This window comes from Agaribacillus sp. DX54 (assembly GCF_056858335.1).
In genome coordinates, this window is the sequence record NZ_JBXEQE010000004.1 from 246775 (window position 1) to 260885 (window position 14111).

General features: G+C 40.0%; 15 protein-coding genes. 5 read left to right on the top strand and 10 right to left on the bottom strand.

Features of this window, described 5'->3' with window-relative positions:
- Positions 1-11: 11 nt before the first annotated feature.
- From AC04NP_RS07030 to AC04NP_RS07045, 4 genes are all read right to left on the bottom strand, one after another.
- On the bottom strand, positions 12-1184 hold the full coding sequence (locus AC04NP_RS07030) for an alpha/beta hydrolase family protein (RefSeq protein WP_482858808.1): 1173 nt from the start codon (positions 1182-1184) through the stop codon (positions 12-14).
- 270 nt (positions 1185-1454) lie between these two features.
- Positions 1455-1604, bottom strand: a complete 150-nt coding sequence (locus AC04NP_RS07035; protein WP_482858809.1) for a hypothetical protein — start codon at positions 1602-1604, stop codon at positions 1455-1457.
- A gap of 20 nt (positions 1605-1624) precedes the next feature.
- Positions 1625-2473 carry a 3-mercaptopyruvate sulfurtransferase gene (gene sseA, locus AC04NP_RS07040; RefSeq protein ID WP_482858810.1) on the bottom strand — a complete coding sequence of 283 codons (849 nt, stop codon included), beginning with the start codon at positions 2471-2473 and terminating at the stop codon, positions 1625-1627.
- 604 nt (positions 2474-3077) lie between these two features.
- Positions 3078-3443, bottom strand: a complete 366-nt coding sequence (locus tag AC04NP_RS07045; RefSeq protein WP_482858811.1) for a hypothetical protein — start codon at positions 3441-3443, stop codon at positions 3078-3080.
- A gap of 275 nt (positions 3444-3718) precedes the next feature.
- On the opposite strand from AC04NP_RS07045, the gene AC04NP_RS07050 reads away from it, so the two are divergent.
- Together AC04NP_RS07050 and AC04NP_RS07055 are read left to right on the top strand one after the other, a co-directional pair.
- Positions 3719-4054, top strand: a complete 336-nt coding sequence (locus AC04NP_RS07050) for a single-stranded DNA-binding protein (protein WP_482858812.1) — start codon at positions 3719-3721, stop codon at positions 4052-4054.
- Positions 4055-4243: 189 nt separating this feature from the next.
- Complete coding sequence (locus AC04NP_RS07055) at positions 4244-5185, top strand: hypothetical protein (RefSeq protein WP_482858813.1); 942 nt, start codon at positions 4244-4246, stop codon at positions 5183-5185.
- A 57-nt stretch (positions 5186-5242) separates the two neighbouring features.
- Here the strand turns inward: AC04NP_RS07055 and AC04NP_RS07060 are convergent, their stop codons facing one another.
- Positions 5243-6547 (bottom strand): tetratricopeptide repeat protein, encoded by a 1305-nt coding sequence (locus tag AC04NP_RS07060; RefSeq protein WP_482858814.1) that lies wholly within the window; start codon positions 6545-6547, stop codon positions 5243-5245.
- Positions 6548-6792: 245 nt separating this feature from the next.
- Between AC04NP_RS07060 and AC04NP_RS07065 the strand changes: the two genes are divergently transcribed.
- From AC04NP_RS07065 to AC04NP_RS07075, 3 genes are all read left to right on the top strand, one after another.
- Positions 6793-7137, top strand: coding sequence for an OmpA family protein (locus tag AC04NP_RS07065; protein ID WP_482858815.1), 345 nt, complete (start codon positions 6793-6795; stop codon positions 7135-7137).
- Between the two features lie 136 nt (positions 7138-7273).
- On the top strand, positions 7274-9001 hold the full coding sequence (locus tag AC04NP_RS07070; RefSeq protein WP_482858816.1) for a sulfatase-like hydrolase/transferase: 1728 nt from the start codon (positions 7274-7276) through the stop codon (positions 8999-9001).
- Positions 8998-9672, top strand: coding sequence for a CDP-alcohol phosphatidyltransferase family protein (locus tag AC04NP_RS07075; RefSeq protein WP_482858817.1), 675 nt, complete (start codon positions 8998-9000; stop codon positions 9670-9672). The genes AC04NP_RS07070 and AC04NP_RS07075 overlap by 4 nt, the downstream gene beginning before the upstream one ends.
- On the opposite strand, the gene AC04NP_RS07080 is transcribed toward AC04NP_RS07075, so the two are convergent.
- From AC04NP_RS07080 to AC04NP_RS07100, 5 genes are all read right to left on the bottom strand, one after another.
- Complete coding sequence (locus AC04NP_RS07080; RefSeq protein ID WP_482858818.1) at positions 9669-10520, bottom strand: methyltransferase domain-containing protein; 852 nt, start codon at positions 10518-10520, stop codon at positions 9669-9671. The two genes, AC04NP_RS07075 and AC04NP_RS07080, sit on opposite strands and share 4 nt — an antisense overlap.
- Positions 10521-10570: 50 nt before the next feature.
- Positions 10571-11386, bottom strand: a complete 816-nt coding sequence (locus AC04NP_RS07085) for a hypothetical protein (protein WP_482858819.1) — start codon at positions 11384-11386, stop codon at positions 10571-10573.
- A gap of 527 nt (positions 11387-11913) precedes the next feature.
- Positions 11914-12639: a glycosyltransferase family 2 protein gene (locus AC04NP_RS07090; protein ID WP_482858820.1), complete on the bottom strand. Its 726-nt coding sequence runs from the start codon at positions 12637-12639 to the stop codon at positions 11914-11916.
- Between the two features lie 42 nt (positions 12640-12681).
- Positions 12682-13719 (bottom strand): glycosyltransferase family 4 protein, encoded by a 1038-nt coding sequence (locus AC04NP_RS07095; protein ID WP_482858821.1) that lies wholly within the window; start codon positions 13717-13719, stop codon positions 12682-12684.
- A gap of 12 nt (positions 13720-13731) precedes the next feature.
- Positions 13732-14109, bottom strand: coding sequence for a 6-pyruvoyl trahydropterin synthase family protein (locus AC04NP_RS07100; RefSeq protein WP_482858822.1), 378 nt, complete (start codon positions 14107-14109; stop codon positions 13732-13734).
- Positions 14110-14111: the final 2 nt, after the last annotated feature.

Here is a 14111-nt window from a genome sequence, read left to right on the forward strand (position 1 = left end):
GAAAACAGTTGTCAATTTAACTTCAGATAATTCATAACGGCGTCATCTCCCTTGAGTGCGTTATCAGGAACCGGGTTTTCTGCATTGAAAACTTTTAAATCTTCTGCCGGTAATATTGTGACAAAATCCTCTTTAACACCCCTGTCAAATGGCACCCAGTCGATATCCAGCTTCAGGTGATGTGCCAGAAACATGTACGCGGCGGCGCGTTTGGAGTAACCATAGTTATGCTTCTCAGCCGGTAAATGTACATTTTCTGCCCTATGCTCGGCGTCGTACAAGGCGTATACTTTTTGAACATACGGATACTCTATGCTTGGCGTATTTCTGGTCCAGTCCCCGCCATTGGATATTAACAGCAAAGGTCTTGGCGCGCAAAGCGCAGCAATTTCTACATTGTTTGTCTGGTGGTCTTTGCTCTTGTGAATGGGCATGCCACTTTCACAAACACAACCGCCAAAGAAATGGGCCGATACCTGCGCTACCGGCACAGCAACCTTTATTCTGTCATCGATAGCAGTCAGAACAAATGTTTGTGTCCCACCTCCCGATCCACCGGTCATGCCGATCCTGTTTGCATCCACATCTGATCTTGACAGCAGGTACTCAAGCACCCGCCGGCTGTTCCAGGTCTGAAGCAGCAGGGCTATAGGCATGCGATGGGTCACCTGGAGTGACTCACCATATCCCACCATATCATAGGCAAATACCACGGCCCCCATTTTGGCCAGTACTGCACAGCGGGATTGCACATCCTCACGCAGGCGCTTATTTTTCAGATGTCCATGCGGAGATAAAATGGCGGCATGTTTTTCCCGGGTTTCGATAGGCCGGTATAAATTGCCGGTGATATAAAAGCCCGGAAAACTCTCAATCGCAATGTTTTCTACAATGTAGCCGTTGAGCGTTCTGGTATTGTTGATAACAGGTTTAAAATTACCCTCGATGACTGGCATTTGATCCAGTTTCATACCTTCGATAATACCTTTCCGGATACGGTCAGCACGTTGTTCCCAGGACTCTAAGTCATCCCATTGTTCACCGAACTTTTTCATCATCAAATTTGCTTCATCCTCAGTCCAGTGATGGCCCTGGCATAACATGCCCTGCTGGGCGTTTGCTTGTATAACTTTACAAAAAAGCAGAAGCGCTATGACTATTTTAATGGTTTTGTATTTTTTCATTTCCCAATGAATTTATGATGACAATGAGAATAGCATATGAGTTAATTCTAATACTTCTAAGCTTCTACCTCCATGTCCCTTAGCACTTTTTTCCTCCGGGCTTTATAAATATTTTCAGAGCAGCGTTTTTATCAATGGATTATTCGCATAAGCATTAAAAAAGTAGGTAAAGAAAGTATTTGAGCACTACACTAAGAAATGAGCGGTTAATAATTTGCCATAAGGAATTCATAAGGTATATTGAGCTTTTCATGGAGATTGCGGATCATTTTAAGTGTTAATTTGCGCTTTTTGCTTAAATACAAATATTGGTAAATTTACCCCCTTGCATTCTATGCCAGGATGGGCTTCAATCAGCCTGTCATACAAATCCGGCTTGCCGGCGGGAATGGCACTTTCGTTTTTCTGTTTTGTACGCATTGGTTGAGTGGTTTTAGTTTTCAGCATTCTATGGGTAAATCCGGTAGTTTTCCCCATTCGCTCCATGAGCCATCGTAGATTGATTTTTGATGCAAGCCCGCCCGTTCTGCTGCCAGGGCGATGATACAGGCGGTGACACCTGAGCCGCAGGTAAAAATCAGTTTTTCATTTTTAACATGCAGGTTGGCAAACATTTCTTTCAAGTCATCTTCAGGTAGCATTTCACCCTCTTTCACAACTTTTTCAAATGGGAGATTGATGGAATTGGGAATGTGACCACCCCGGAGACCTGCTCTTGGCTCAGGCGTGCTGCCGGTAAATCTGCCTTCTGAACGGGCATCTAAAATCAAGGTACCCGGATCATGCATGGCCACCGATACCTGTTCCAGATCTGAAATCAATGCCGGCTGATGGGAGGCCTTAAAATTACCATGGGGTACGGGCATCTGCCTTGCAGATTCACAGGCCAGGTTCGCTTTTCTCCAGGAAGGAAGGCCACCATTGAGGACAGCCACATTTTCGTGTCCCATCGCCCTGAACATCCACCAGGCCCTGGGGCTTGAATACACACCATGGTTATCATAAACCACGATGGCACTGTTTTGCTTGATTCCGAGTTTCTGCGCCTCTGCTGAAAACACCTCTGGTGTTGGCATCATGTGTGGTAAAGGACCGGATATTTCGGAAAATGAGTTCTCAATATCAAAAAACCTGGCATTTTTGATCCTGATGTTTGCATACTCATTTTTGGAATCTTCAGCGTTTGGTTTTTTTAAACTGGCATCCAGAATGATTAAGTCCGGATGGTCGACGTTTGCTGAAAGCCATTCTATTGATACAACCGGCTCTGTGATTTTTAATTGTGTCATGAAGGTTGTTTTTTATTGTCAAACTCAGTCGCTCTCATTGACCTTGACAATTTACTACTTTTAGTTGTTAATTATTAAATTGGCTTGAAAGTACCTATTATACGGAGTAGTTACCTAAGAGTTCCTGCGATGGGTGGGATCGAACCTCAAATTTGGATAACTTTACCCCCCCTGGCGCGAGCGGACGTGGCTGTTACACAACTTCAGCATGTGCCAGCATTTTTATATAGGCTAAAACCTCTGTGTGTCTTTGCGCCTTTGTGGTGAACAATGGTTAACCGCAAAATTCCCCAAGGTCAGACAATTGACCCAACCTCTAACAAAGACAACCAATTCATAAATATTTGATGTTCAATAATTTATGAATTGATTATATAATAGTTAAGCAACAGCGCTCCTGCCATCTGCAAAAAATAGCAGAACGAGCCCCCACGATCTTGGCTAATCGCTACCCTAAGAAAATAACAAAAATGCAAAAACTCATATCTTTGCAACCAATCATAGTATGATTAGGTATATTATTGATTATCAGCAATTTATTTTTTGTTATATGAAAGTGAACTGAAGTAAAAGCAACCTGCCGTAAACATTAACTGGTAGCCGACTATGCTGTCCTTACCATTTTAGTCTTAAGTATCACAAGCCCATTGTCAATCGTCATATATCCCTGTTCATAACAATAATAAATGGTACCTAACCGGGTACGATGACAGTTTGTGAAATGCTCAAAATCAAACCCTTGTATTAATAATCGGTCTCGATGAACTTTACCACTACCGGTAGGGTTTAAGGTGGCCAGGATACGTCGGTTTTTCCTTAAAATGTTATTGACGTTGCGTACGTGCAGGTTGGCATCCCGGTTGAGTTGGTTGTAATGATTGTTGCGGCATTGTTCTGCGCAAAATTTTTTGTCTGCACGCCCTTGTATCGGGCAGCCACAAGCCAGGCATTTTCTTTTAGATGGTTGCATAAGAAATTATTTAAAAAAATAAATAAATAATGTTTCCGATATAAAAATCAGCTTTAAACCTTCATGAGGGCCAATATGGTTGAGGGGAGTTGCGTGGCCAATGGTGCTGTTAAGCGTTGACAAATGTTTTTTAAACGACTATAAATGTTTATTAAACGAATAAATCTGAAGCCATTTATTTACTTTGTCTTGAAATTAATCATTGACCATTAGAGCCAATGAAATTAAAGATTTTTTTTTACTAATTGAACATGTATTGATAAATTTTTTAAACTATGAATTCTTTACGAAACAGGGTACAGTTAATTGGCCGGCTGGGGGCAGATCCGGAAACAAGACAGGTTAATGGTGACAGGACGCTTACCAAATTTACTATGGCTACCAATGAGACTTTCCGCAATTCCGCAGGAGAGAAAATAGAAGAAACCCAATGGCACAATGTGGTGGCCTGGGGTAAGATTGGTGAGATTGCTGGCAAATACCTGAAAAAGGGTAGTGAAGTAGCTATAGAGGGTAAGCTGATCCATCGTGTTTATGAAAACAATGGTGAGAAAAAATATTTCACTGAAATAAGTATGAATGAAATGGTGATGGTAGGAGGAAAAAACTAATTCTGTGCCCATAGAAGTAAAATTCCCTGGTTAACAACAAAGCAGGGAATCTTGCTTCTTTCCATACGCCGCGTTATCGGGGTTGGTTTTGAGGATTTTTATTTGAATTGCCAGATTATTCAAGTAAATTATATTTAATAACACCGTTCTTTGGATAAATACAATTTGGGACAAACAATTTCAAATGCCATGAATAAAATAATTACAATTTCAGTGGTGATTATAGCTTTGGCTCAATTTAGCTGTAACAACGACAAACCTAAACAAGAATCAGCAGGAACAAATCCTGAATCCATGGAAGGTTCCTGGCGGTTGATTTCCTATATTGACCATGAGCAAGGAGGTACCGATTGGACTTCATATTCAGCCGATATTATCTATGAGAAAAACATTACACCTACTCATTTCACCTGGATCAAATATGCAAAATCCAAAGATGATATGCTTGGTACCGGAGGTGGTACCTATGCTTACAAGCGTGGGGTGTATACCGAAAATATTCAATTCTTTTTTCCGCCGGGATCTTCTATCTTAGGACAATCCATTCCCTTCGACGTAAAACTCAGGGATGGAAAATTATACCAAACCGGTTATGCCCTGGAGACAGAATTTGACCCCGAAACCGGTGAAATGGTAGTGGTGGATTCGGTAAAAATCGAGGAAATATGGGAAAAAATACCTGAAGAGCCAAAAAATGCCTCTGAACTCATAGGCACCTGGGAGTTACTGTCTTACCGTGAGGAAGGGGACTCGATCAGGCTGGAACATCCGGATTTTTTTGGCTATATTAAGCATATTACCCCTACCCATTTTAACTGGGTTTTCTTTAATAAGGAAGGGGATGAGGTATTTGCAGAAGGAGGGGGAAAATACATGTTAAATGGTGAAAGTTATACGGAATTTATCGAATACAGGTATCCCAGAGGGAGTCAGAAAGGCGTGGTGGTTCCCTATACAGGCACAGTGCTTCCTTTTAGTAAGAAAATTGAGAATGGGCTCTGGTATCACTCAGGATACGTAAAAAAAGTAAGGACAGATCCCGAGTCGGGGGAACGCGTAGTTGTCGACTCTACCAAAATTGATGAGATATGGAGGCGGATTGAAAAAAAAGATAATGATGTCGGCACCTAACCCATAAAAAGGTTAGACCGAGCAAAAACAGATCACCACATAAAACAGAGGCATGATTTAATTGTTGCCATCACTAGGCCTTCTTTGAATTTTAACGGTTTCATTAATCCAGCAACCCACAGTAACGTTCTGGCCTTCTTCCAATCCGAGTTCGAATATCTCTTCCATCGAAGGGAACTGGGCTCTGGCTGTATTCATGTAGGAGTTATTGCCGGCTTTTTGATACATATTGTAGGCGGCAATATAAACAGCCCTATCTTGCACCCTGCTTTCACCTTCTTTACATTCCTTGTAACTGGTCATATACAGATCACCTATGACTTTGTAAGCTTCCTTTTTGGAAGGATCGCTCGCAACGGCTTTCAAAGCATACTCCCTTGATTTAGGTTTCATGCTACGGCTGCGGTAATGGTTAGCGAGGCCATAATAGATTTCAGCTTTCTTGACATTTTCTTCTGTCAATTTTGCGGCCTCATGGTAGTACTTTTCAGCTTTTTTTGTTTCGCCGACTTTATCTGCTTTGATAGCAATCAATTTGGCAATGCTGTAAGTGGGTTCTTTGTCTTGGAGCTGGGTGGCTGCTTCAAGAAATATGGGCTGTTCGGTGCATTTGTAAGTGAGGGAAAGCTTGATGATTTTTTTTGCCATAGCCAGATCATCCGGATTATTCCTGAATGAACTGCCTAGTTTATTCTGAATAAAGTCGCAATCTAACTCTACCATGCTGGAAAGTAACTTGTCAAGCAATTCTTGATTTTTATTGAGTGTTTCAACTTTTTTCCCTTTTTCTTTTTGCGTAGCAATAATTTCAGAAATCTGGTCATAAATTGCTATAATCCGCTCATCGCTGATATCCCCACCCGCGTCTTTATGTCTTTTTACAACATCCATATAAGCTACATGGTTACTCATAGATACTTTATCGCCATTGAGCTCATATACTTTTTCAAATAATTCAAATAGTTCAGGATGCTTTTCCGGTTTGTCTTTTAAATATTTGTATGCCACATAGGCCTTTCTGTTCAAAACGTTGGCCTCTCCTTTGAAATACTTGACCCTATTATCATAAGTTGCCAGCGTTTTTTCCTGATACATGGCTTTTTTGTCCTTATCCGTTTCAGCGTCTACTAAGGCTTTGTAGATTTTAGCGCCGTTGATATAAATAGATGAATTCAAATCAGGGGTGTTTTCAAACAGCCATTCCAACGGTTCCACTGCCTCGGCAAAGTTACCTTGTTTCATGGCGTCTGTATATTTCGCATACATTGTTTTGGCGGTAGCTTCATCTTCTCCCCAGTTCCATTGTGCCTTCAGACTTGCACTGGTGCCTAAGATAATGATCAGAGTTAGCAATAGTTTCATGGTTCTTATTTTTTTGTCAGGGCATTGCAGATAAATTTATGGGATATGCTGCTATGTTATCAGTAATTTTGAAAGCAAGTATTATTCAAAATCCTATCTAATTTAATAAAAATCTTTTGTTATATGTAAGTTTTGAAGCGAAAAAGCAAAAACTATGAACCAAATAATTCAAAGTTCGTTTGATTGCTATATATTAACTTGAGATGGGCGTCATCGACTGTATACTATTCTTCAATCAGAAGGATATGAAAAGATTGTTTATTAGTCTCTGTTTAGTATGTTTCTCATTTCTGGTCTTTGGTCAGGCCGACTCTGTTGTTATCAGAAGTATTTATTTTGGCCCGGGCAGCTACCATGTCGATGAAGAACAAACTATCGAACTTTTTCAACTCATAGACAATATTGGAAATCTGGAAATGTTTCAAATCAGCATCACAAGCCACACTGATAATATTGGTGGTGTAGCATATAACCAGTGGCTGTCGAACATGCGAAGTGAGGCGGTGATACAAAAGTTGCTTTTAAAAGGTATCCCAACTGACCAAATCCATAAAAAGGATTTTGGACAACACAACCCCTTATATAAGTAACAGTAACTGGAAGGGAAGAATGAAAAACAGAAGGGTAGATATCATTTTTTCGCCAATGCTTTTTTAAATTTGCCGATCACCCTTCCATAGAAAACTGAATAAATTATGTTTCAGGTTTTGTTAACGTTCAATTCACATGTCTAAAAAAGAAGTCATATTTTGGATTTTGTTTTTTTTGTTGAATACCTTGCTCTTTCTTCCCAAATTTTTGCTGTATTTTGATTCAAGCACATTTTTTCCCGACTTCATCCATGCGGGAAACTTTAGGGAAAAATGGAAGTTTTTTTTCAGGAGAGACAATGAGGACATCTTTCGCATCAGTGTGGATTTGCTGATTTTAGCATGGATTGTGGTTTTATTTAAAAGCCGGAAGCTCCCAAAACCATTTTGGCCCCTGGCGGTTGGCATTTACTTTATTTTGTTCCTCTATCAAATTTATCAGGGTGTTATTCAGATGTTATATCACCAGAAACCCCTTTTTTACAGCGATGTTTTGTTGATACATGAAGGTTTATCAATTCTGGCAGCCTCTTCAGTTTGGCTTTTAGTGTTGTTCCCGCTGGTCATAGCGCTGCTTTTCTATCTTGTTTATCTGATTTTCAACCGTTTTAAAAAAATATCAGACCACCTGAATTTTTCTGCTTCCTCTAAAATTGTCTTGATTGCCATATCGATTCCTTGCCTGATGTCGCTGATTGATTTTTACAGCAGATTAGATAACCTAAAAATGGCTTTTCCCCTGCAGGCATATTGGGTATTTGATAATATCCGGCGGTCAGCCGTCGTATATCGGTCTACTCACCAACTAAATCCTGCCACCTACAGCAGTTATTACAATTACAAAAATTGTTCGTTGACCGTTAAGTCCAATATTTACTTATTTTTTATTGAGTCATACGGTAGAATACTTTATGAGGATACTTCTCTCAAAAATTCCTATTTGAATAACATAAAGTCTAATGAAGCTCAACTAAAGGCACATGACTGGAAGAGCGTATCGGCATTCAGCCAATCACCTGTGAAGGGCGGGCGGTCATGGCTTGCATTTACCAGCTTTGTAACTGGCACAAACATCGATAAACATGCACTTTATGATTATTTGATTGACAATGCGGAGTTTAATTTGCCAACTTTATATAAATCTCTCAAGACATTTGGTTACAAAAGCTACTGGTTGTCGACCCTGCAAAATAACCGGGGGGATATTCCTTATGGTCGGTACAGCCAGTTTTATGGGATTAATCAGTGGATCAGATTTGATGATTTGGACTACAAGGGCAAATTGTATGGTGTCCTACCCGCACCGGCAGACCAATACTCTCTTAACTTTGCGCATGATTTTATCCGACAGCAGGCAACTGAACCGTTCATTTTGTTTTTTATCAGTTTGAACTCCCACCATCCTTTCGACTCCCCGGATAGGGTGTTAGACAACTGGCGCCTGTTATCCCTGGTTAATTATAGCGGTCAGGAATCAACAAGTAAGACAAAAAACAAAGTTGATAAGAATTATCTTCATTCAATTAATTCTCAATTGGATTATCTAACCAGATTTATCATCAGGAATGGAAAGAAAAACGATCTTTTTATTTTGATAGGAGATCATCAGCCGCCTGTCGTTGCTAACCGGTCTCATAGCTACGACACACCGGTACATATTATCAGCAGAGCTGGGAATTTGATAAAAAACTTTGATAAGTATAATTTTAATGAGGGAATGGTGGTTGTTGATGAAAATGAACGTTCATTAAAACACGCCGGATTCCATTCCATGATCATGAAGGAGCTTATCCACTCATATGGTACTAACTGTGCAGGAAAGCTAAACTATTTTCCGGACGGAGTTCAGTTAAACAGCCAATGAAACGATCTGAAGACCTCATCCACTCATTGTTAATTTTAGCCGGTTTTTCAGGGTTTATGATTTTTGGTAATACAGCGATCCTGGTTGCAGTAGCAATTATCTCATTTGGACTGATGTTAGTTATTAACAAGGCGGTGTTCAGGGAGTTAAAACCTATTGGCGGTTATGCTAACTGGGTGACTATTTTTAGATTAACATTATTGTGCCTGTTGGGTTTCAGCTATAACCAATACGATCATTTTACATTGGGTATACTTTCAGTTATCGTATTATTCTTGGATGGGGTCGATGGGTATATAGCAAGAAAAATGTCCATGAGCTCGGCATTTGGGGGCAGGCTGGATGGTGAAACTGACGCCTTTTTTGTTTTGTTGTTTTCATCCATTGTTTATGACCTCAAAATGGCTGATTACTGGATTTTATGGCCAGGGTTATTGCGTTATATTTTTGTGTTGTGCTGTTATCTGTTTTGGAAAAAAACTATACCTGAACCGGTATCATATCTGAGAAAGACCATCGCGGTCATAATCATGGGGGCTTTGGTTAGTCCTTTTTTGTTGGATAAACAATATTATTTACCTGTCTTGATCATAGCCACCGTCCTTTTAACTTACTCATTCGGCAAATCCTTTGTTTTTCAATGGCGGCAAAACCGGTTCATCAGCCCCTAGCTTTTTGTGAATACCAAAAATCTGTAATTGATCAATCCTCTTATAAGACATTTTTGCAGTGCGTCTCCTCCCCGCACACTTTCCCAATAGATGGACTTGACTGGTAACAACTTATATAAATACAGAAAAAAATGTGCCATTTTATCTCTTAGCGTCCAGAGATTCAGATAAGGAGTGAGGTCCGTATTTTTGGCCAGGGTCAATCCATGGTTTTCCGCTTTGTTTTTTAGTTTTTCAACCTTCCATAAACTTCCGATATGCCAACCCTCTACAAAAGCAGCTAATAGTTTATCAGATTCAACCCTGGTGCCGTCACCTTCTGTAAGAAAATCATCGCAGATAATTAACTTTCCCCCCGGCTTTAAGCGTTTTTGTATACCTGATAGAAGCCGGTCCGGATCATAAGAAAGCACAAATGCTTCCACCAAATAAATGAAATCGTAAAGGGGTAAGTCGGGTAATTCATGAAAATCGGCCTCGATAAACTCACATGCCAACCCGCTGTAATCTTGTTGATGAAATTTCCGGGCATATTCAATTTGCACCTTGCTGATGCTTATCCCAGTAAATTCAGCCTTTCGCAAAAGGCCATTAGCCAGATAAAAAACCGAAGCGCCAACGCCACAGCCCAGGTCGAGTATTCTTAAAGTTTCTGAGGTATCAGTACTGTTAATTTCGTCCAGTATTATTTTGTTGACATATGTCATCGCCTCGGTGTCATTCGTTACGCCATTCCCCCAGACGGCCCGGTGTATATTGGCAGAGGCAAACGACCTTCCTATTTTTATGAATATGGGGGTGTTGCGATCAAAGTATTTCTTTAATTTTTCATTTGCTTTGGAAGTCATAGCTATAATTACTGATGTGGTGGGCTTTGGTGTATAGGATTAAAGAACGGTTATTGTACTTTCCGGGTTTTCATGACAGGTGCCAGTGTCATGGCGATCCAAAACGTCAATATGGGAATTGTGATATAAAACTGACGGGGATAGGCGCTTAACAAACTGCTTCCCCCTAAATAGACAACCGTAAAAATCATGAGAAAAATGATCGGAAAAGGCAGTTTCGGCCGCGCTGAAACTAATATCGCAAAACCCAATAACAGGGCTGCCAGCAAAGGTATATGAGGAATGGCGTATTTTAGAAACTTATAATTTTGCGTTTTGTAGGAATAAGGGATGTCAAACAGCATACGCGATACGTTGGCCACCCAGTTATTTAAAAACTTACCAGGATCGCTTTTTATGTTGGCCCATGCATATTTCCTGAAACCTTCATCCTGATAGATGTTTGATCTCGCTATTAAATCTTCCTGACCGAGTTTTTCAAACAGGTGAGGATAATCAAACAACTCATTAATGATTTTTCCATGTCTGGCTCTGAATATTTTGTTTACTTCCTCATGTTTTGATACCGGATAAGTGAAATTTATCCAATCACCGAATTCTCCCTTGTAAGGTGTGGACATCCAGTAGAGTTGCATACCGCCGGCATTGCTCCAGTAAAAAAGTTTTCCTGAGATTGTATAGGTATAGATAAGATAAGGCCAACAAAATACCAAACTCAAGACGATTACTTTAACGGCCGTTACCAACTTGCTATTTCTTTTGATCAGCAGCCATACGGACATGATAAGTATCATGGCTAAAAGTACATAACCAAAAATAACCTTGGTAAGCGCTGCCAGAGCCAGTGAACCAGCCAATAGCATCATGTACAGACTTGAAGGATTTGAAGACATATATAATCTGATGCAGAACCAAAGCAATAACGTTATTAAAAAATCATGAAGGACTCTGTCATCAGATAGGATAACATTTCATAGGCCGGCCAATATGCACCTAATAAAGCTGTAACTACCAGACTAATGTATCCCGGGAAAAAATAAGCGGACGATTTATAAAAATATACCAATGAAAGATACAGGAAAAACGCATTAAACATTTTTAAAACGCCCAAAGAAAAGCCCATTGCAATAAATGGTGCTAAAAATAGGGGGTAACCAGGGCCATTCCACAAAAACACAGTGCCAGGTGGCGAATATTCTCCCTTCAACAGTTGGTGGGCATAATAAACATAACGCCACTCATCTTTGCGAAGCCCCTTTTTCATCCCGGAAATCACCAATATCCCATATAATAACAGAAATGGCAGTAGTATTAAAAAAATATTATTTGGATTACGCTTTAAGCTGGAACTAACCTTTTGAAACAATTGGTTCATTACCGGGATTTTGGTGGCTTACTTTGACAGTAAATTGTATTTAAGAATACAATAAATTGCCCTGAATCCATCCTTCCAGTTTATTTTTTTTCCTTCCTGGTAAGTACGGCCGTAATAAGAAATACCCACCTCATAGATCCTGATGTTTGGCAAATTGCTTATTTTGGCGGTCACCTCGGGTTCAAAACCAAATCTTTTTTCTTTCAATTTCAGTTGTTGCAATTGATCGGTTTTAAACAATTTATAACCTGTTTCCATATCCGTTAAATTCAGGTTGGTAAACATATTGGATAAAATGGTTAAAAACTTATTGCCAACAGAATGCCAAAACAATAAGACACGATGGGCCTGTCCACCCATGAATCGTGAACCATACACGACATCTGCCATCCCGTCGATGATAGGTTTTAATAAAATATTGTATTCCATGGGGTTGTATTCCAGGTCGGCATCCTGAATAATGATGTAATCTCCTGTGGCCTTTTTAATGCCGGTGTGGATAGCCGCACCTTTTCCTGCATTTTTTTCATGATTAAACAACCGGATATGATTACCGGAGTTTTGCTCCCGGTAGTTTTTTACAACAGTCTCGGTGTTATCGGTTGAATAATCGTTGATAATGATAATCTCTTTTTCCGTATCATTAAGTAGTTTGACGCTGTTAATTCTATCTAAAACCTGGCAAATTGTCCTTTCCTCGTTATAAGCAGGGATGAGAATAGTTAGTTTCTTTTTTGATTCCAAAGTAAATAAATCCTAAAAAGTTATGATCTGTACCTTTCAATACTATTTTTCGCTGCTTTCGGGAATTAATATTTCCCGGTATCTGTTTGCAGCTAGGTTCCAATTATATGCCAACAGATTATCCTTTGCAAACTGAAACCTTATTTGTCCCTGTACAATTTTACTCAGGGTGGCAGCCATTGCACAAATATCGAATTTTTCTATTAAAAATCCGTTTTTCCCATTTTTCACCACCTCACTGAGCCCTCCGACGTCAAATGCTACCACCGGGGTATGATTGGCCAGGGCCTCACAGACGGCAATTGACAAGTTTTCCATTTGTGATACCGAAAGAAATAATTGATAAGGACTAAAGTCCATTTCACGCGAAAATCCCATCGACTTCACAAAGTTATAACGAGAAAGTTTTTTCAGTATTCCGGTACTTTGCGGATGTCCGTATATATGAATTTCAAGAGGAGGCAGCTTTTTAGACGTCTGCAATGTATCAAAAAGCATGTCTGCTAACCCAAATTTTCGCTCATCGATATTGCCGGACATCATTATTCTGACCACCTGCCCCGGAACAATGGCCTCACACCGGGTTTTATGGATCGCCGTGTTGATCCCGTTACGAATTAGAAAGTTATTTTTATTCATGGCAGCATTGTATGCATATGAATAATCAGATACGTTAATCAGGGCCGTTGCCTTTTTAAATATCCATTGATAAACCGGGATATAAAAAAATGATTTTACATACGACACAGTATTTAGTTTTTTCTGAGCTGGCCAGTTGTCATGATAGGTAAAATAAAAAGGAACCCCGGCAAGAATGAAATAATAGGCCATATAAAAATCCCCGTAGAAGGTTAGACCGGGCTTTTTTTTGAGGTTTCTAAGATGTTTTAATGCCCCGAAAATACTCCGGTACCTCAAATGTCTTAGATGTAGGAAGTTATGCACACCCACCTGGTGGGCGATGACAATGATTTCCTGGAATTCGTGCTGAAAAAGCTCAAAAATCCTGCAGGTGGCAATCGCGCCTCCGGAAAAGTTTAGTCCGAGCCGGTCTGTTAATATAACCAGTGATTTTTTCAACTTCCGGTGTTTTTAGACCGTGGCCTCATAACCTGCCCAGGCTACATGAGACTCCCCCAGGTTTACCCTTAGGTTTCCACTAAAATGTGTATTTACCTTCTCAGCAATTTTGGAATGGATATAGTAAGCCAAATACTCAGTGGTTGTCAGAATGTCCTTAAACTGAGGCAATTCGTCGAGATTCTGATAGTTGAGTGGCGTTATGATGTCTTTCAGGACTTGTTGAGCCAGAGCGATGTCAATGACAATGTTGTTTTGATCCAGCTTATTTGACTGGAAGGTTGCATCAATAACATAGGTGGCCCCATGCATTTTTTGTGCGGGACCAAATGCCTCACTTTTGAGGGAATGAGCAATCATTATATGATCTCTTATTGTTACGGTGTACATAG

Coding starts and splice junctions, on each gene's coding strand:
- AC04NP_RS07030 (WP_482858808.1), bottom strand. CDS start 1,184: ATGAAAAAATACAAAACCATTAAAATAGTCATAGCGCTTCTGCTTTTT.
- AC04NP_RS07035 (WP_482858809.1), bottom strand. CDS start 1,604: ATGCGTACAAAACAGAAAAACGAAAGTGCCATTCCCGCCGGCAAGCCG.
- sseA (WP_482858810.1), bottom strand. CDS start 2,473: ATGACACAATTAAAAATCACAGAGCCGGTTGTATCAATAGAATGGCTT.
- AC04NP_RS07045 (WP_482858811.1), bottom strand. CDS start 3,443: ATGCAACCATCTAAAAGAAAATGCCTGGCTTGTGGCTGCCCGATACAA.
- AC04NP_RS07050 (WP_482858812.1), top strand. CDS start 3,719: ATGAATTCTTTACGAAACAGGGTACAGTTAATTGGCCGGCTGGGGGCA.
- AC04NP_RS07055 (WP_482858813.1), top strand. CDS start 4,244: ATGAATAAAATAATTACAATTTCAGTGGTGATTATAGCTTTGGCTCAA.
- AC04NP_RS07060 (WP_482858814.1), bottom strand. CDS start 6,547: ATGAAACTATTGCTAACTCTGATCATTATCTTAGGCACCAGTGCAAGT.
- AC04NP_RS07065 (WP_482858815.1), top strand. CDS start 6,793: ATGAAAAGATTGTTTATTAGTCTCTGTTTAGTATGTTTCTCATTTCTG.
- AC04NP_RS07070 (WP_482858816.1), top strand. CDS start 7,274: ATGTCTAAAAAAGAAGTCATATTTTGGATTTTGTTTTTTTTGTTGAAT.
- AC04NP_RS07075 (WP_482858817.1), top strand. CDS start 8,998: ATGAAACGATCTGAAGACCTCATCCACTCATTGTTAATTTTAGCCGGT.
- AC04NP_RS07080 (WP_482858818.1), bottom strand. CDS start 10,520: ATGACTTCCAAAGCAAATGAAAAATTAAAGAAATACTTTGATCGCAAC.
- AC04NP_RS07085 (WP_482858819.1), bottom strand. CDS start 11,386: ATGATGCTATTGGCTGGTTCACTGGCTCTGGCAGCGCTTACCAAGGTT.
- AC04NP_RS07100 (WP_482858822.1), bottom strand. CDS start 14,109: ATGTACACCGTAACAATAAGAGATCATATAATGATTGCTCATTCCCTC.